This window comes from Niallia endozanthoxylica, assembly GCF_008710145.1.
Lineage (GTDB): Bacteria > Bacillota > Bacilli > Bacillales > Cytobacillaceae > Bacillus_BD > Bacillus_BD endozanthoxylica.
The window spans coordinates 1-17,994 of sequence record NZ_VYKL01000067.1 but is presented as its reverse complement, the minus strand read 5'-3'; the positions used below and the strand labels follow the sequence as shown (position 1 = coordinate 17,994).

Below are 17,994 nucleotides of genomic sequence, written 5' to 3'. Positions count from 1 at the left end.
GACAAACTTTAGAGATCTTCAGGAAAATCTGTCCGAATGAAGCCTAAATTCGGACAAACTTTAGGGATCTTCAGGAAAATCTGTCCGAATGAAGCCTAGATTGGGACAAACTTTAGGGGTTTTCAGGAAAGTCTGTCCGAATGAGGCCTGGATTCGGACAAACTTTAGAGATCTTCAGGAAAATCTGTCCGAATGAGGCCTGGATTCGGACAAACCTTAGGGATTTTTAGGAAAATCTGTCCGAATGAGGCCTAGATTGGGACAAACTTTAGAGATCTTCAGGAAAATCTGTCCGAATGAGGCCTGGATTGGGACAAACTTTAGAGATCTTCAGGAAAATCTGTCCGAATGAAGCCTAGATTGGGACAAACTTTAGGGGTTTTCAGGAAAATCTGTCCGAATGAAACCTGGATTCGGACAAACTTAGTGGTTTTTCAGGAAAGTCTGTCTGAATGAAGCCTGGATTCGGACAAACTTTAGGGATTTTCAGGAAAATCTGTCCGAATGAGGCCTGGATTCGGACAAACTTTAGGGGTTTTCAGGAAAATCTGTCCGAATGAGACCTGGATTGGGACAAACTTAGTGGTTTTTCAGGAAAATCTGTCCGAATGAGGGCTGGATTCGGACAAACTTTAGGGATCTCTATGGAAATCTGTCAGAAAAGTATTTTTCAGCAGCCTCGGAAGGTTTTAATAAAAGGGAATGTAACAATCCACGCGCTCTTTTAATAGTATAATAGTCCTGTATTTTTGTAGCTAAAATATGGGAAAAATGCAATAATAGAAGAGACTATATTTTAAATGATGAAGTGTAAGAAAGAGAGTATCTAGATTTTTTAGTAGGAGGGGAACGGAAGGTGACGAATAAATTAGGACATTTCAAAGAAGAATCTATAGCGAAAAAAATTCACGAATATCTTTCTCAGTTACCAGGAGTGTCTTCAAAGGATGCCGCAAAGGAACCTGTCATTGGCTATTACAAGGAAAAGCAAAGAAAGTTTGCGACTTTGCATGGCGGCAGTCTCCAATCACTTATTTTACATGTTGACCCTGGGCATCCTGATTCTACCATTGGAAAGCAAAAACAAATAGAAGCACAAGCAAGACTAGATTATGACATTCGGACTATTAGAGGTCATAAACTAAAACCACACGAAGCATATATCCCGTTAGAAAAATTAGACCGTGCTCAACCGATTGAACGAATGGAAGACTTAATTGACTATGCCTACCATAAGCAAGATAAATTAGTTTGAAAGAAATGATCTACTATACTAAGCCATGCTAGGCTACAAAGTTGAAAAAGAATTCTCTACATACAAAACCTTGGAATCTTAGACCAATACATGCCCTGGTCAAAAATAATCCAGGCAGAATGTAGAAAATAAATATAATGAAATAAGCCGTATATTTGATTGAAAAGTCAGGATATACGGCTATTTTTAATGCGTACCGGAAATGTGCGCCTATTCTTTATAATTCGGGCTTAAGGTATATATATCTTGCCGATAGATAAAGTTAGAAAAATAAAACAGTGATATTATTCATAATAGTTATGTCCCTTCATTACTAGTTACCTTAGTTATTTATAGGCGAAATTAGTCAATTTCTATGAAAATCATGATATAATCGTATGTGTTTTAGGAGGAAATTACCATAGTGCGAAACGTGGAGACGGTTCTCGCGTTTCAAAAATATTAAATAAAGAAGTGAGACATATTGCATCGATTAAATTTAATTCAAATAACTAATACATCCGACATTATAGCTTTTGTATTTGGCTTAATTGCTTGCGTATTTACTTTAGTAGGTTTACTCTCAATATTTATATCTATTACTAGCCAACATAATATCCAAAAATGCAGAGAATTGTTATGGGAATTAAAAGTAGAAGAAAATCCTAATCAAATATTAAAAAAACTCGGATTGTATGGGGATATCATTAAAGAGAAAACGCAATTTACCAGTAATGTTATAAGTATTTCTACATTCTCCATATGGGTTGCTATTGCAACAATTGGCATTTTAAATCTTGCCTTACTAAATAAGTTTACGAAGTCTGAATCCATCATTTTAGGGATTTTTTCAGCTCTTATGATAGGGGCTTTATTTGCTTTTTCCATATTATTATTAAAGTTAAAAAGTATAACCAAAATTTCAAACCTGCCATCCTTAGAAGAGTTATTAGATGTCGACACGGAATCTTATGAAGTAAATTCGTTAAGATTAGCTTCTAAATTAATTAGCATGCATGTAATTATCTATGATAAAAAATCCAATAATGATAGAATGCCATGCTTTGGATTTGCTATTAATTCTCCTTTTGAATTTAAAAATATAAGAGTTACGCCTCCATTTGCTTTCAAAGTCACTGCTTGGAATGAATATGATCAATATTGCATTGATGAACTTGAAGCTAAACCTAGCCTAGAAATAGTGGAAAAGCATTTACCGTCTATGAATCCTCAAAATCAATACTTTATAGAAGTACCAATAGAGGATTTTACTCATGTTAAAGCTCAAGTTCCTGGTTATTATCATTCAGAGAATTGGTACATACTGAGGTATGAGTATGATGAGGATATGAACGTTCAAAATTTTAATATGATAGAGTACGATACATATCAAAGAAGAAAAGAGGAACCTTTATTTAACGGCCATATAAAATTGAATACTGAGATGTCTAGTGAAGTGGATATTGATGGGTATAAGTTTACACTTTTAAATCGTTCACATACGCAAAACATATTTCTAGGGTTAGGCTTAGAACAAGATATAGTGAGTAAATTAGAAGAATTATCACGAGTAGATAGTAAATTATACTTTAACCCTATTAAGACAAGTCAAGAAGATCTAGAAATCTTAGGTCATATCCCAATACCACAATTTTATATGGGAGATTCGAAACGTGGGAACCGTCCCGGTGTTTCAGAATGATAGACTGATGTAATACAAAAAAAACAAGTAAATAGTTGTCTAGAGCAACTGTTTACTTGTTTTTTTGTTCTGGGTGCCTGTCATCGTCCGGGGTCAACTCAGTTTTAGAAATTATTACTAGTATAATTCTGCCTGTCCACCCTTGAAAGTACTTGAAACTTGTTCAACCATAGACTGGTAATCCTTTTGTTGATTCGTTGGATAAGTGATGATAAGTCTTGAAATAATGTCCTCACCCATAATAGCTTTTTCATACACCGTATTACCATCATCATTATAAGAGACCACATACCAATCACTACCAAGTCGTTGGTATGTAGTGGAACCAGATCCAGATGCATCTTGGAGGGCTTCATTGTAATACGTTTCGATTGTTTCATTGTCTTGTATAATATTAATATGGCTGCCAGATGCTGTAATGGTGCAATTTTCGTAATGAAATTTTCTTCCGTCATTATTTGCAGGTGCCGGCCCTTCTGTAAAAGTTGTTGGGTATTGAACAGAAAATCCATATCTCGTGTTTGTATATGTGTTATAAGTAAAAGTAGTTTTCTTCTGTTCCGAACGAGGCTGTTCTTCTGTGTCGGATTCTTCCTCCGACTCTTGTTGGCTCTCTTTTGATTGGGATTCTGTTTCTATTCTTTTTTCAGTTAATAATGTAGAGATCTCTTCTAGTTGGACTTGAAAATTGGAGTTATTGCCCAACACATTCTTTAACGTTTCCAGTTTGGTTTCAGCTGTATCATACTCTTCCTTATCAATTAGAGTGCGAATGCTTTCTAGCTCATCCTCATAAACTAGACTTTCTTGTTCAAGAGTGATCTGTTCCTTTAATTCCTTTGCATTGGTTTTAACAACACTTAGTAGATTATCTAATTTTTCCAGTTTTATTATAGAATTTAATGCTTGCTCATAATCTTCTTCTTTTATAGAATTGCTCGCATCGTTCAGAAGTGTCGCTTGCTCCAGATAAGAGGTTGCTTCTTCGCTGTCACTATCTTCATCTAGGGCAATTTCAAAATATGAAACTGCTTTGGAATAGTCCTTTTCCTCTAAACTGGCTAATCCTTGTTCTAAGGCATTATCGAATGTCTTAGTTGAACATGCCGATAGCACTAATAGAATCATGATAATACATACAATTACTTTTTTACATTTCATAGTAACTCTCCTATATCTGTAGTTTTAACACCCTAGTTTGTTTTTCCAAACAAAAAGGTTTATACGGGAATATTACCATAGTTAGACAGAATTGTGTGACATATTGACTATCGCTTGTTTTGTTTTTATCGTTTTGGGTGCCTGTGGTCAAGCCTCCAATAAATAGACACCTCCTCTTGCCCCAGTATCAAGAAACTCGATTATATTCCAACTTAACCTCACAAAAAAATATAAATTCATAGGCCGCTTTTTCATCCTTTCTCTATATAACAATCATGAAAGGAGAGGGTGATCAAGATGGCACAGACAATGGTAAAAGCGATGAAGTTGCGTTTGACTTATGAAATTGGGATTGGCGAGGGCGGTAAGCCGATTTTTAAATCAAAGACGTATGGTGGTGTGGTTGAAACAGCTACGGCTGATCAGCTTTTCCAGGTGGGGCAGGCTCTGGCTTCTCTATCGAACGACCCGCTTGCTATGGTGGAAAAGAACGATCTTTATGAAGTAATCGGTTAAGCAAGAATAACGTTAAGAGGAGAGGATGACGAATATGGCAAAAACACTTGAGTTGCATTTTACAAATGGTCTAGGAAAAACTTCTAAACTGACGATTGATAATCCAAAAGAGCCAGTGAACAAGACAGCAGTGAAGCAAGTAATGGATTTGGTTATTGCAGCCGATATCTTTGGAGGTGAAAATCAAAGCCTTGTCAGCGTGAAAGAAGCACGACTTGTGGAACATAACGTGACTGATTACGAAATCGTGTAAGTTCATTTTTCATTCGTAATCTCTGAAAATAAGAGGCTGCTTTCCTTCTGGAGGCGGATTCTCTTTAAAGGTGCAAAACATTAAATCGCAAGTGGGGTGCGAAATCCGAGTGATTCTCGCACCCTATTTTTTATTGTGTTTGAAAAATAGACGGAGAAATTCCGCTTAAATGGAGAAATACTGATATTTTCCTAGGAATAAAGGGAGTTTTTCCGTTTATCTTCTCCAAATCTTTGGATTTTGCTTTATTTAGAGGAGTTAATCGGAAATTCTCCGCTTATATCGTCTTCTTAAGCCTCCACTATATATATTAGACGGAAATTCTCCGCCTATGATCTTATACCTTTAAAGAAAAATAAAAGGCATATTATTTAATCTGTTTTTTCACCTTTTGTACTTCAAAAGAGAACCGTTTATCCTTCTGGAGGCGGCCTTTTCCTGTAATTATTGAGAAAAGAGGTGTCTATCTTGGAACCATTCATTCCCCTCATCAGTGAGGTTGGCTTTCCAATTGCCGTTACCCTGTTCGTGCTTTATCGAATGGAAGCAAAGCTCGATCACGTGGTGCAATCGATTCAAAGCCTGCCGGAGCGATTAAGCGGAAAATGAAACATGAGGCCGGTTCTCGCGTTTCCATTGACTAAAACCAGGTATTGATGAAACATCAGAACCCATCCCCACATTTCTAACGAGTCCAATAGCAAGCAAGTCACTAGTGCTCACCGCTAGTTCTCCACAACCCGTGTTTTACTTTCAATGTTTCTCCTTAAATTCTCCAAAATACTTCCGTTTCATTCTCGAATGTGATTCAATATTGTATAAGAACATTTTTCAACTCTTAGATAGGTCACAGGTACTTTTTAGATTAGGGATTGTGTCTGATCCACATTGCAAAAAGTCTAATTATTTGTTGTTTTGATTCATTTCATACTGTCGGAACATTTAGAGGAGTAAGAGATGGTGATAATCATTGGTGTTTGGAAAAACATTAGGTTCCACAAATGAACACTTCATTTTCTGAATATATAATTTAATCAAAATATTACGTTTTGTTAATTATTCGGCAATCTCTTCTCTGAGTAATAAGTTAACAGACGAATAGGATGTGGTGGAAATATGATAATTAGTCTAAATTCAAATGAAACTTTACATGTAAAAAAGAATGGCTCTCTTTTTATTGGTGATGATCGTTCCATTTTAACTTCCATTTCTGCATTCGGAACACTTCGAAAAAACTTAATCAAGAACATCGGCAACGAAAGAGTGAAAGGGTTTTTAATCCGTTATGGTTGGGAACTTGGTCAAGAGGATGCAAATAAAGTATTAAAGAAAAACTTGAATACGGTGGAAGATGCGATATATTACGGTCCTATTCTGCACAGGATGAGAGGACATGCAGAGATTGAGGTAACAAAACTGGAAATGAAACCGGAAAATGAAAAAATATCTGTACGTATGGAAGGGATATGGAGAAACTCCTATGAGGCAGAAGAGCATCTTAGGCAGTTTAGTTTATCCCATACGCCTGTCTGCTATACATTGAGCGGATATGCCAGCGGATATCTTTCAAAGATTTGCAATCAAATGGTTATAGTTAAAGAAGTATCTTGTCAGGCAGAAGGCCATAGTGAATGCAAATGGGTGGGGAAATCACTGGATTATTGGGACGGTGAAATTGATCATGAACTTCAATTTTATCAGGAATCACCCATTGTGAAAGAATTGGAATTGACATATGAAAAGCTTTTGGAAGAGAAAGGTAATTTAGAAAAAAGTACAATTATCCATAAAAAGTTAACGGAAGAAATTCTGCAAGGCAACAACTTGAAATCGATTACAGAGGTCGTATATAAAGAAACTGTTACACCTGGAATTATTACAGATGACAAACATAAACCTCTTGCTTTTAGTGGACTCTCCTCTCTTCAATTAAATGAAGTAAATGAAGAATTTATATCCTACATACAGCGTGAACAAACTTCAAAAAAACAACAACATAAACAAGTCTTCCAAGAAATTTACAAAACGAGCTGGATTCAATTAGATCATCATGCCAGGCTGATTACGCCTATCTATCTGCAAAAACAAATAAAAGGGTACTGTTCATTCATTTACCTGAATAAACCATTCAGTTATTCGAAAATTCATGAAATGATAGTAGAACGTATTGCTTCAGTTAGTTCTCATTTTCTACAAAATGAGATAACGAAGTTTGCGACAGAACAGCGGATGATGGGGAATTTTTTTGATGAAATTCTAAGAGAAGAATACCAAGATGAAGAGGAAGTTTTAAGACGGGGGAGCTTTGTTCATCTTGATCTTTCTGAGCCTTATCGAATTGCAATGATTAAATATCAACTACAGGAAAATAACTTAAAAAAAGAGTTTCTTTTTCACGAAGAGATGGGAAAGGCAGTAACTAGTTATTTTCATAATAAAAAAGGAAATATTTTAGTCGGTCATCGTACAAAAAGCGTCATTCTGCTCATTCCGAGCAGTTATTTAGAACAAGATGGAATTGATACGTATTTTGAGCATTTCTTGTGTTTTCTTTCTGAAAAGTTTCCCGAAGCTCTGTTTTTTGCAGGTGTTAGTAAACAGTCAGACAGAATCGGAAAGGCAAAAGACTGCTACAATGAAGCGTATACGGCCCTAAGAATGGCAACCATGAATAAGAGGATCATGTTATTTGATTCATTAGGTATGATCGGTCCCTTAATTAATCAAAATAACGAAAAAGAAATCCTTCAAATTGCTCGAAATACGCTTGGGCCGCTATTGGATCCATTGGATCATAAGAAGGTAGATTTACTTAGAACTCTCTATATATTTCTTGCTAATGGTGGAAATTTGGAACAAACGTCTTGTGAAAACGCTATGTCTCTTAGTGGCTTACGATATCGCCTTTCTAGGATCGAAGCTTTGCTCAATCATAATCTTAGAGATCCTTTTTATAACTATCAACTCTATTTAGCACTCCAGTCTTTAATATTAATAGGGGAATTAGATCTAAATAGGATAGGATAGGATATATCCAACTGATTAAATCGATAGAGGAATTCTTTTTCTATCATGTACGAGTAGTAAACATAGTTCTTCCGCTAGATATTTGACTCATCCGTGTGAAAAGGACTTTTCACACGCCTTTCAGCTTCGCTGAAAGGTTGCGATATGGTTATGAAACAAGAGGAGAAAACTCGTTTTCTCCTCTTGTTTCATGACCATATCGCTTAGATGAGTCAAATATCCACTAGTATCTGTCGAAATATTAAAAAGGACATATTATAGAAAGTTTTTGCAGTGAATCTTTTTTAACAGAATAGTAGTTTATATAGAAAGCCTCTTATGAATGAGGCTTTTTTTGCTATGTATGTATAAAAACCAACACAAATCTTCTAAAAAGAATAAATTATTAGAATATTCGTGATATTGCGTAAATTATTGTCAATCAATAAACTAAATACAAGGAATACTTTTATAGTAAGTGAAAGGGAGGAAAAAGAATGAGTAATATAAGTCATTTTTATCCAGGGTTAGATGGAGTTGTAGCTGCAGAAACAAAGATTTCTTTTCTTGATACCGTTCAAGGGGAAATCGTAATTAAGGGATACGACTTAATTGAATTATCTAAGAATTATAGTTATCTAGATATTGTACATCTTCTGCTAGAAGATAAGCTGCCTAATCAAGATGAGAAGAATAGATTGGAAAATAAATTAAAGAAAAACTATGAAATACAAGAAACGCTTTATGAAATGTTTAAATTGCTCCCAAAACAGACTCATCCTATGGATGCGCTAAGAACAGGTATCTCTTTTCATTCTGGTTACGATGGGGATATTGATAATCGTTCGTTAGACGTAAATAAAGAACGCGCTTACCAACTATTGGGAACGGTTCCAAACATTGTGGCTAACAGTTATCGAATTCTCAACAAACAAAGACCTGTTCAACCAGACAAAGACTTATCCTACAGTGCTAACTTCTATTATATGATTACAGGCACTATACCAACAGCCATTGAAGAGAAAATTTTTGACCTTTCACTAGTGCTTTATAGTGAGCATGAGATGCCGAACTCTACTTTTACTTCAAGGGTGATTGCTTCTACTCAGTCAGATCTTTATGGCGCATTGACTGGCGCAGTGGCATCCTTAAAAGGAAATTTACATGGCGGGGCTAATGAAGCGGTGATGCATATGCTTCTTGAGGCAGAGTCTGTTGAAAAGTTTGAAGAGCTATTAGAAAAGAAATTGTTAAACAAAGAAAAGATTATGGGATTTGGTCATCGTGTTTATATGAAGAAAATGGATCCTCGGGCTTTAATGATGAAGGAAGCATTAAGGCAGTTGAGTGATATAAAAGGAGACGACCTTTTGTACCGGATGTGTGAAGCGGGAGAAAGGCTAATGGAAAGAGAAAAAGGACTTTATCCAAATTTAGATTATTATGCAGCTCCTGTCTACTGGATGCTTGGAATTCCAATCCCATTATATACACCAATCTTTTTTGGGTCGAGAACAGTAGGATTATGTGCACATGTCATTGAGCAGCATGCCAATAATCGTCTGTTCCGCCCAAGAGTCAATTATATTGGTGAACGACATGCCTTAAGCAAATAATCAACGATGCGTTGTGCGTTGTTGACTGTCTCACCGTAATATGAATGTTGGCCAGAACATTCATATTACTAGCATAATCAATTTTACTAGGAAAGGGAAGGATAACATGTTAAAAACAAATGAACTAAATCAAATAGATCAATTATTAGAAGATATAACAGACTACGTATTAAATAAAGAGATTACAAGTGAAGAAGCGTTTGACACTGCGCGTTATGTATTACTAGATACGCTTGGCTGCGGGATTTTGGCTTTAAACTATCCGGAATGCACAAAGCTAATGGGGCCGATTGTGCCTGGAACGGTTGTTCCGAACGGATCCAGAGTACCAGGCACATCCTATTGTCTAGATCCAGTGAGAGGAGCCTTTAATATTGGTTGTATGATTCGCTGGCTCGATTATAACGATACATGGCTTGCTGCTGAATGGGGACATCCATCCGATAATTTAGGTGGTATTTTGGCTGTTGCTGATTACATAAGCCGCGTCCGTGTTTCAGAAGGTAAAGAACCATTAACAATGAAAGTCGTACTAGAAAGTATGATCAAGGCTCATGAAATTCAAGGAGTGCTTGCACTTGAAAATAGTTTAAATCGAGTCGGTCTTGACCATGTACTGTTTGTTAAAGTGGCAACGACGGCTGTTGTGGCAAAATTGTTAGGGGGGACAAAAGAAGAAATTACAAATGCTGTATCACATGCATGGATTGATAATAGCAGTTTGCGTACATACAGACATGCACCGAATACGGGTTCCCGGAAATCATGGGCTGCTGGAGATGCGACGAGCCGGGGCGTTCATTTAGCTCTGATGGCGCTTAAAGGAGAAATGGGATATAAAACGGCTCTTTCAGCACCAGGTTGGGGATTCCAGGACGTTTTATTTAATAAACAAGAATTAAAGCTGGCTCGTCCGCTTGACTCCTATGTGATGGAAAATGTTCTTTTCAAAGTTTCATACCCTGCCGAATTCCATGCACAAACGGCTGCGGAATGTGCCGTTCAGCTTCATCCGAAAGTAATTGACCGTTTAGAAGAAATTGACCGTATTACGATTACAACGCATGAGTCAGCGATTCGTATTATTGATAAGGAAGGTCCTTTAAATAACCCAGCTGACCGCGATCATTGCCTTCAATATATTACAGCTATTGGACTAATCTTTGGGGATATTACCGCTGATCATTACGAAGATGAAATCGCGTCAAATCCGCTGATTGATATTTTAAGAGACAAGATGGTTGTTGTGGAAAACAAAAGGTACAGTGAAGATTATTTAGACCCAAATAAGCGTTCCATTGCGAATGCCGTTCAAATTCATTTTAAAGATGGTACAAGTACGGACGTAGTGGAATGTGAGTACCCATTAGGACACCGTTTCCGCCGAGATGAGGCGATTCCTCAAATCAACAAAAAGTTCTCTGCTAATATTCAGACGCATTTCTCACAAAAACAAGCCAAGATCATTCAAGAAGTATGCTCAGATGCTAAAAGCTTGTCCAATATGCCGGTTAACGAATTTATGGACTTATTTTTATTGTAAAGGAGGAAGGATACATGGCATGGATTGTGGATCAACCGTCATCACAGGCGGAACTAGCCAATCGATTTAAACAACTTATGACTGGACCTACTATTTTACAAATTCCAGGGGCGCATGATGCAATGGCCGCCCTCGTTGCCAGACAAGCTGGATTTTCCGCACTTTACTTATCAGGTGCGGCTTATACAGCAAGCCTCGGGTTACCTGATTTAGGAGTAGTTACTTCAGCGGAAGTGGCGCAAAGAGCAAGGGAATTAGTACGGGCGACTGATTTACCGTTGTTAGTAGATATTGATACTGGTTTTGGCGGTGTGTTGAATGTAGCCCGTACTGCAAGAGAGATGTGGGAAGCTAATGTAGCGGCTGTTCAACTAGAAGATCAGCAGCTGCCTAAAAAATGTGGACATTTAAACGGGAAAAAACTCGTCTCTACGGAGGAAATGGTGCAAAAGATTCAAGCCATTAAAAAAGTTGCACCGTCTCTTGTGATTGTCGCCCGAACGGATTCCCGAGCTGTCGAAAGCCTTGAATCGGCTGTTGCAAGAGCAAAAGCTTATGTAGAAGCAGGAGCAGATGCTATTTTTCCTGAGGCCCTTCAATCTGAAGAGGAATTCCGTTTATTCTCTCAATCGATTTCGGTTCCATTGTTAGCGAATATGACTGAATTTGGCAAAACTCCTTATTATACCGCAGCTGAGTTTGCTGATATGGGGTACCAAATGGTTATTTATCCTGTTACGTCTTTACGGGTGGCTGCGAAAGCCTATGAACGTATTTTTCAGTTGATCCAAGAACAGGGTACGCAAAAGGAAGGCCTTCATGATATGCAGACAAGAAGCGAATTGTATTCAACGATTTCTTATTATGAGTTTGAGGGATTGGATCAGGAGATTTCCAAAACCTTATTAACAAAAGATCAATAGAATAAAGGATTTGGTTCTCTGTTCAATAGGGACAAGGAACCGAATCCCTTTATCACAATTTTAGGAAGTTGCCGAATAAGGAGGAAAAAGAATGGCAAAAGAACCTGCATTCAAAAAAACAATCAGGGAGCAGCCGTGGGATTACAAAACAAAGAATGAATATGAAGATGTGACAGTCAGACAGCAGCCGTATGTACATATGCATTACCGCCATATTTTCGATGAGCGGGATTATGATATTTATGATCCGCGTTATACCCGTCTGAAATCTTCCGATTGGGAAGCCTTCCGCGATCCGAAGAAATTCTGGTATACAACCTATGTAAATAATCGTAAGAAAATGGCGGAGGAAATTGAAAACGCATTCACCCAGGCGAACGAACTCGGTCTAATCGAAAATCTTTCACCGCAATGGGCAGATGCAGTAAGAGATCTTTATACACCGCTTCGCCACCTCGAATATGGCGAAAACGTGCAAATGCAATATGTCATTCGATATGCCTTAGGATCGGCGATCGAGCAGTGTGCAACCTACCAAGCCTACGACAAAACAGGAAGAGCGCAATGGATTTCACAATGGGCGATGAATATGCAGGAGCATCATGGTGATTTTCTAGTCCACGGTAAAGAAGTGCTCTTGAATGATCCGGCCTTCCAGCCGCTGCGCCGCTATGTGGAAGAAATCCTTGTTACGGATGACTGGGCAGAAGTACTGGTGGCAGAGAACTTAACGTTAGATCTTTTACTAGGAAACCTTATGTACCGTGAGTTTAATAAGGAAGCGATGAAACAAGGGGATACGCATTTAGCCGTTATGAACCTTGTCATTGCTAAACAGTTAGATTGGCACCGTGATTGGGCATTCTCATTGTTCAAGCTGTTAGCACAGGATGAGGCTGAAAGCCGTTGGGATTACTTAAAAGCACTGGGCTATGAGGAATGGGAAGGAGATTACCGCTGGGGTAAAGTGTTAAGTGACCCGAGGGAGACTCCAGAAGAGACCTTATCAAATGTAGAAATCATCCAAGAATGGGTCGATAAATGGTACCCGAAAGCCTTCGAAGCAGTCCTTGCCTTAGCTCCGTTATTTGAAAAACATGGAATCGCTATCGACCTTCCGGCTACATTGAAGAGGATTGAAGAAGAAGCGATTATTCCAATCTATAAAAAATATAAACTGCCATTTAAACAATACGAAATAGCGCTTAGCTAATAGAGAGGACGGGAAATCATGACTGTAAAACAAGCCTATGTAGGGATGGATTTAGATACAAGCGGAGGTAGTGTTGTAACTGCGATTATTGCTGCGATTGAAGAAGATAATGAAGACGTAATTGTTGAAGATTTTCACGTTTATAAAAAAGTGAAAGCACCCGGGAAAATGGTTTTAAAAAGAGAAACGGTTGAAGAACATCTTGGAGCAGATTTTGATATGGATCAAGTACACCTTGTTATGTCTTCTGCTTTCGGATTTATTACGGATTGGGACGAAGAACAGCTGACTATTGAATGGGAAGATGCATAATAAGGAGGAATCAGTCACGTGGCTAAAATGGGGATAAAAGAAAAGTATCATGCAATGACAAGGGATTTAATGTGGGAGCCAAAGGATTTTGATATGAACCGGGTGTATCCTTTAATTGAAAAAGAAGGGATTATTCTTAAGGATCCAAGCAGATGGGAAGATCCATTCCGGATGGCCTATAACCAGTATGTGAAAATTCAGTCTGAAAAGGACGGAATTTACCACGCGGTTCGAAATGCCTTTGAAGCAAACGACGGACATGCCAAAGTCGTAGATTCCCGTTGGTATGAAGGGGTAAAAGTATTTGCGAATGCCGTTCAGCCTGCAGAATATTCTGCACACCGCTTGATGGCCTATGTCGGACGCAACATCCCAATTGAAGCCATCCGCTTTGCGACCTTCAATCAGGCGATTGACGAACTGCGTCATGCGCAAATTGAAATCAAGCACTACGCTCATATGAGTAAAGAGATCGACGGATTGCATGCATTTGCGAATACATCACAAAACCTATGGTTTAATACGGTGCCTAAGTCCTTCTTTGATGATGCGATGACAGCCGGTCCATTTGAAGCGTTAATGGCGATTTCCTTCTCGTTTGAATATGTATTTACCAATATTCTCTTCCTGCCGTTTGCTTCTTCTGCCGGTGCAGTCGGGGATGAAAACTTTGCTGCTGTTGGAAAAACAGTTCAATCAGATGAATCCCGCCACATGGCACTGGGAATGTCAGCGTTAAAAATGCTGTTAGAGGAAGATGACCGTAATATTCCAATCATTCAAGGCTGGCTGGATAAGTGGTATTGGAGAGCATACCGTATGTTCTCTGTTGTGTCTACACTTGTAGACTATTATCCTCGTATTCGTCCTATTTCATGGAAAAAAGCGTTTGAAATGTACGTTGAAGAGCAAGTGTTTAATGGTTTATTTAAGGATTTACGTAAATACGGCATTCGTCTTCCAAAGCATGCGGAAGACAGCATTAAAGAAAAAGAGCATTATTCACATGTAACGATGCGAATTCTCGATCAGTTCAAGCATGCCAATATGTTTAGAGGCTTTCAGCTGCAGCCGGATGACTATGAATGGTTATCAAACGAATATCCTTTATTTGATGAGTATTATGCACCATTTTTCCGCCGCAATGATCATAATGTCTTTGCCAATGCCAGCCCTGGTGTTCCGGCTATTTGTCAGGTGTGTCAAGTTCCAGCAGAGTTTCCAGACCCAGATAACCCGACAAAGCTATGGACACAATACAGTGAATATAACAATAAAACGTATATTACTTGTTCTCCTGGCTGTAAGCATATTTTTGAACAGGAACCATTTAAATATATGCAGATTTGGTGGCCGGTAGAAGCCTATTTGAACGGCGAGTTTGGTGAAGATCCGGTAGCGGGATTATTCAAATATATTGGATTATCTCCAAATGAAGCCGGTGAACATTATTCCTCAAATGAGCATGCTCGTTGGCTCGAGTATCGGAGACATTTAGGACTCGATAAGAAATTTTTCTAGTAGGAGGGGATAGAATGGACTATTTGAAGGATGAAAACCATCTACTTGTCTGGTTCGTACTTAGACCGGAAATAGAAAAAGAATTAGGAACCAGTTATCTAGGGATGCGCGCCCGCTATAATATGACAACAAATGAATTGCTGCAGGAAATATTAGACACATACAAAGCAGATAAAGAAAAAAGTTATCGCTTCGTCTTAAAACGGGCTGCCAGGGATATTGACGTTTCCTTAGATCAGACGGTTCGAGAAGCAGGTATGCGAAATGGCGACTGCCTCCAAGTCATTGCTTGATAAAGGATATTTCCGAAGTAGGGGATAAGCATCTGCTTATTCTCTACTAAATCGATGGAATTACATAGATTAAATGAGAGGGGAGAAAGAAACATGAGCAAAACAACAACAGCAGTGGAAACTTATGAAATTACATTAGAGCCGAGCGGGAAGGTCATTACTGTTAAGGAAGGTCAAACGATACTAGATGCTGCGATTCGCAACGGCATTCAGGTTGCCTATGGATGCCGTCACGGCAGCTGTTCAGCCTGTAAGTGCCAGGTTCTTGAAGGCGATTATGAGATTATGGACCGCGTTTCGGACTACTCCTTAATGAGCTTTGAAAGAGAAGAAGGCTTTACATTAATGTGCAGTACGCTCGTTGAAAGTGATCTTGTGATTGAAGTAGAGGAAGAAGAATCAGACCTGCCATTCTTTTCGGTACATGATTTTGAAGCAGAGGTTGTGGAAAATAAACCATATACGCATGACATTCACATGATTAAGCTGAAATTACAAGAACCTGCTGAAATTCCATATGGTTCAGGACAATTTTTTGAGTTTGATATTCCTGGTCTAGATGATACACGCGCCTATTCGGTAGCCAATAAATATCAGGACGGCAGTTTGGTTGAATTTCATATTAAGAGAGTTCCGAACGGACAAGGTTCCAATTATATGTGCGACCTGAAAGCAGGAGACACTGTTACAGGCTCAGGGCCATATGGCAGCATGCAGCTCCGTGATCGCAATAAAGACTTGATCTTTGTTGCCGGCGGTTCTGGAATGGCGCCGATTAAGTCGTTAGTTGAAGAAGTATTCTCGGACACTTTTGAAAAAGAAGCATGGTTCTTTTATGGAGCCCGCTCGAAAAAGGACTTGTACTTGGCTGAGGAGTGGATGACATTAGCAGAAAAATATCCAAACTTCCATTTTATCCCTGCATTATCACAGCCGGATGCTGATGATGGCTGGGATGGTGCAACTGGCTTCATTGCAGATGTGATTTCAAGCACCCTTGAAAACATGACAAATATGGATGCCTATCTTTGCGGTCCGCCTATCATGATTGAAACAGCATGTGATGCCTTGTCAAAAGGCGGCGTTAAAGGTACAGATATTTCCTATGATGAATTTTAATAAGGGGGAGGAAGGAACATGGCGAAAGTAATGCGGATCGGTCGAATTGAATTAAAGGTGTTAGACTTAGAAAAATCAGTAGAATACTATACAAAGGTAATCGGTTTAGAAGAAACAGGCCGAATGGGTGACAGTGTTTACTTAAAGGCGTGGGATGAGTATGATCATCACAGTGTGATACTAACAAAATCGAAAAGTGCTGGAATTGCACACTTCGCTTTTAAAGTAGAAACCCTAGATGACCTCGTCTACTTCGAAAGAAAGGTCGAAGAATTCGGCTGTACAACGACAAGAATTTCTAAGGGTACTAGATTGGGTGAAGGGGAAGCCGTTCACTTTATTTTACCGACAGGCCATCATTGTGAGTTGTACCATGAAATTGATTTCTTAGGGACAGCTGTAGGAACGTTAAATCCACATCCGTGGCCGCTTGGAAAAGTGGGAATTGCGCCGCATCGTTTTGACCACTGCCTATTAACCGGTGATGATTTAAATACCGTTACAAGGTTCTTTATTGATGCACTTAACTTTAAACAAAGTGAAAAAATTACCACTGTTGATGGCGAGGTGCTATTAGGGAGCTTCCTGTATACAACAAATAAAGCCCATGATTTAGCGTTTGTAAAAGGCCCTGATGCAAAGCTGCACCATGCTGGATTCCATGTTGATTCCCTTCATGATGTGTTTAAAGCAGCAGATATCTTATCCATGTATGAAGTTCCGTTTGATGTGACTCCGACTCGTCACGGGATTACACGTGGTGAAACGATTTACTTCTTTGACCCATCAGGAAACCGAAATGAAGCATTTGCAGGCGGATACATTACTTATCCAGATATGCCGACCATTACTTGGACGGAAGATAAAATTGGACAAGGAATTTTCTACCATCGCAGAGAATTATCTGAGTCTTTTATGAAAGCGTTAACTTGATCTGAGGTTTAGTAACGAAATGATCAAATGAAAATGGAGGGATGAGCATGAATAAAATAACTCTTAAAGCGAGAGGTCAACAGTTTGAGTATTCCTGTCCATCGAACGTAACGCCGCTCAGGGCAGCGCGGAATCAGTTTATTCCCATTCCAACTGGATGTGTGAGCGGAGGATGCGGCATGTGTAAGGTAAAGGTGGTTAACGGTGAATATGAGCAGGAAATCATTCGTTCCCACGATGCCTTATCCGATGAGGAATTAGCGAACGGTTATGCATTGGCCTGCTGCATGAAAGCCAAAATGGATCTTGAGATCATTGCTATTGAGGATTATGAGAAAGCACAACAGGAAAGTTTAGAGAATATTAGTGGAAGAAGCTAGTAGAAAAGTAGCGATTTTTTATTCCACTCTTAACGGGAGTAAAATCCCCACCTCAAGATTCTGAGTATACACAAAGAAGATAGGTGGGGGACTAACCGCCCGTAAAGATTACTTAGACAAAATCGCAACCGAGATTGTCAAAAACCACGACATTATCGGAATGGAAGATTTGTCTGTAAGTAATATGCTGAAAAATCATCATCTTGCCAAAGCCATTAGTGAGGTCTCGTGGTCACAATTTCAAACGATGATTGAATACAAAGCCAAAT

17 protein-coding genes and 1 pseudogene are annotated in these 17,994 nt (G+C 38.7%); 17 read left to right on the top strand and 1 reads right to left on the bottom strand.

The window, feature by feature from the left end; translation table 11 throughout:
• Nucleotides 1-856: 856 nt before the first annotated feature.
• Nucleotides 857-1,255 (top strand): hypothetical protein, encoded by a 399-nt coding sequence (locus F4V44_RS26490; RefSeq protein WP_150442975.1) that lies wholly within the window; start codon nt 857-859, stop codon nt 1,253-1,255.
• A 463-nt stretch (nt 1,256-1,718) separates the two neighbouring features.
• A complete protein-coding gene (locus F4V44_RS26485) occupies nt 1,719-2,936 on the top strand; it encodes a hypothetical protein (RefSeq protein WP_150442974.1) in 1,218 nt (405 codons plus the stop codon).
• 117 nt (nt 2,937-3,053) lie between these two features.
• Here F4V44_RS26485 and F4V44_RS26480 read toward each other — a convergent pair whose 3' ends face one another.
• Nucleotides 3,054-4,097: an outer membrane protein assembly factor BamD gene (locus tag F4V44_RS26480; RefSeq protein WP_150442973.1), complete on the bottom strand. Its 1,044-nt coding sequence runs from the start codon at nt 4,095-4,097 to the stop codon at nt 3,054-3,056.
• 297 nt (nt 4,098-4,394) lie between these two features.
• Here F4V44_RS26480 and F4V44_RS26475 point away from each other — a divergent pair, with 297 nt between their 5' ends.
• From F4V44_RS26475 to F4V44_RS26405, 15 genes and pseudogenes are all read left to right on the top strand, one after another.
• On the top strand, nt 4,395-4,613 hold the full coding sequence (locus F4V44_RS26475; protein ID WP_150442972.1) for a DUF1659 domain-containing protein: 219 nt from the start codon (nt 4,395-4,397) through the stop codon (nt 4,611-4,613).
• A gap of 25 nt (nt 4,614-4,638) precedes the next feature.
• Entirely contained in the window at nt 4,639-4,866 is a 228-nt protein-coding gene (locus F4V44_RS26470; RefSeq protein WP_317978381.1) for a DUF2922 domain-containing protein, read from the top strand.
• A 468-nt stretch (nt 4,867-5,334) separates the two neighbouring features.
• Nucleotides 5,335-5,475, top strand: coding sequence for a YvrJ family protein (locus F4V44_RS26465; protein WP_150442977.1), 141 nt, complete (start codon nt 5,335-5,337; stop codon nt 5,473-5,475).
• 507 nt (nt 5,476-5,982) lie between these two features.
• Nucleotides 5,983-7,893 (top strand): XylR N-terminal domain-containing protein, encoded by a 1,911-nt coding sequence (locus F4V44_RS26460; protein ID WP_150442971.1) that lies wholly within the window; start codon nt 5,983-5,985, stop codon nt 7,891-7,893.
• 476 nt (nt 7,894-8,369) lie between these two features.
• The gene (gene mmgD, locus F4V44_RS26455; RefSeq protein ID WP_150442970.1) at nt 8,370-9,488 is read left to right on the top strand and encodes a citrate synthase; all 1,119 of its coding nucleotides are present in this window, start codon (nt 8,370-8,372) and stop codon (nt 9,486-9,488) included.
• A gap of 106 nt (nt 9,489-9,594) precedes the next feature.
• Entirely contained in the window at nt 9,595-11,031 is a 1,437-nt protein-coding gene (gene prpD, locus F4V44_RS26450) for a 2-methylcitrate dehydratase (protein WP_150442969.1), read from the top strand.
• Between the two features lie 14 nt (nt 11,032-11,045).
• Nucleotides 11,046-11,954 (top strand): methylisocitrate lyase, encoded by a 909-nt coding sequence (gene prpB, locus F4V44_RS26445; protein ID WP_150442968.1) that lies wholly within the window; start codon nt 11,046-11,048, stop codon nt 11,952-11,954.
• A 91-nt stretch (nt 11,955-12,045) separates the two neighbouring features.
• Nucleotides 12,046-13,167, top strand: coding sequence for a ferritin family protein (locus tag F4V44_RS26440; RefSeq protein WP_150442967.1), 1,122 nt, complete (start codon nt 12,046-12,048; stop codon nt 13,165-13,167).
• 18 nt (nt 13,168-13,185) lie between these two features.
• Nucleotides 13,186-13,479 (top strand): MmoB/DmpM family protein, encoded by a 294-nt coding sequence (locus F4V44_RS26435; RefSeq protein WP_150442966.1) that lies wholly within the window; start codon nt 13,186-13,188, stop codon nt 13,477-13,479.
• 27 nt (nt 13,480-13,506) lie between these two features.
• Entirely contained in the window at nt 13,507-15,000 is a 1,494-nt protein-coding gene (locus F4V44_RS26430; RefSeq protein ID WP_150442976.1) for a YHS domain-containing protein, read from the top strand.
• 14 nt (nt 15,001-15,014) lie between these two features.
• Nucleotides 15,015-15,293, top strand: coding sequence for a ubiquitin family protein (locus F4V44_RS26425; RefSeq protein WP_150442965.1), 279 nt, complete (start codon nt 15,015-15,017; stop codon nt 15,291-15,293).
• A gap of 93 nt (nt 15,294-15,386) precedes the next feature.
• Entirely contained in the window at nt 15,387-16,412 is a 1,026-nt protein-coding gene (locus F4V44_RS26420; RefSeq protein WP_150442964.1) for an NADH:ubiquinone reductase (Na(+)-transporting) subunit F, read from the top strand.
• Nucleotides 16,413-16,430: 18 nt separating this feature from the next.
• A complete protein-coding gene (locus F4V44_RS26415) occupies nt 16,431-17,345 on the top strand; it encodes a catechol 2,3-dioxygenase (RefSeq protein ID WP_150442963.1) in 915 nt (304 codons plus the stop codon).
• A 47-nt stretch (nt 17,346-17,392) separates the two neighbouring features.
• Entirely contained in the window at nt 17,393-17,725 is a 333-nt protein-coding gene (locus tag F4V44_RS26410; protein WP_150442962.1) for a 2Fe-2S iron-sulfur cluster-binding protein, read from the top strand.
• Nucleotides 17,726-17,822: 97 nt separating this feature from the next.
• Nucleotides 17,823-17,994, top strand: a pseudogene (locus F4V44_RS26405) (IS200/IS605 family accessory protein TnpB-related protein); the annotation flags it as partial.

Excerpts from the sequence above, each read along its gene's own strand:
- F4V44_RS26480 (WP_150442973.1), bottom strand. The coding sequence starts at position 4,097 with ATGAAATGTAAAAAAGTAATTGTATGTATTATCATGATTCTATTAGTG.
- F4V44_RS26475 (WP_150442972.1), top strand. The coding sequence starts at position 4,395 with ATGGCACAGACAATGGTAAAAGCGATGAAGTTGCGTTTGACTTATGAA.
- F4V44_RS26470 (WP_317978381.1), top strand. The coding sequence starts at position 4,639 with ATGACGAATATGGCAAAAACACTTGAGTTGCATTTTACAAATGGTCTA.
- F4V44_RS26460 (WP_150442971.1), top strand. The coding sequence starts at position 5,983 with ATGATAATTAGTCTAAATTCAAATGAAACTTTACATGTAAAAAAGAAT.
- mmgD (WP_150442970.1), top strand. The coding sequence starts at position 8,370 with ATGAGTAATATAAGTCATTTTTATCCAGGGTTAGATGGAGTTGTAGCT.
- prpD (WP_150442969.1), top strand. The coding sequence starts at position 9,595 with ATGTTAAAAACAAATGAACTAAATCAAATAGATCAATTATTAGAAGAT.
- prpB (WP_150442968.1), top strand. The coding sequence starts at position 11,046 with ATGGCATGGATTGTGGATCAACCGTCATCACAGGCGGAACTAGCCAAT.
- F4V44_RS26440 (WP_150442967.1), top strand. The coding sequence starts at position 12,046 with ATGGCAAAAGAACCTGCATTCAAAAAAACAATCAGGGAGCAGCCGTGG.
- F4V44_RS26435 (WP_150442966.1), top strand. The coding sequence starts at position 13,186 with ATGACTGTAAAACAAGCCTATGTAGGGATGGATTTAGATACAAGCGGA.
- F4V44_RS26430 (WP_150442976.1), top strand. The coding sequence starts at position 13,507 with ATGGGGATAAAAGAAAAGTATCATGCAATGACAAGGGATTTAATGTGG.
- F4V44_RS26425 (WP_150442965.1), top strand. The coding sequence starts at position 15,015 with ATGGACTATTTGAAGGATGAAAACCATCTACTTGTCTGGTTCGTACTT.
- F4V44_RS26420 (WP_150442964.1), top strand. The coding sequence starts at position 15,387 with ATGAGCAAAACAACAACAGCAGTGGAAACTTATGAAATTACATTAGAG.
- F4V44_RS26415 (WP_150442963.1), top strand. The coding sequence starts at position 16,431 with ATGGCGAAAGTAATGCGGATCGGTCGAATTGAATTAAAGGTGTTAGAC.
- F4V44_RS26410 (WP_150442962.1), top strand. The coding sequence starts at position 17,393 with ATGAATAAAATAACTCTTAAAGCGAGAGGTCAACAGTTTGAGTATTCC.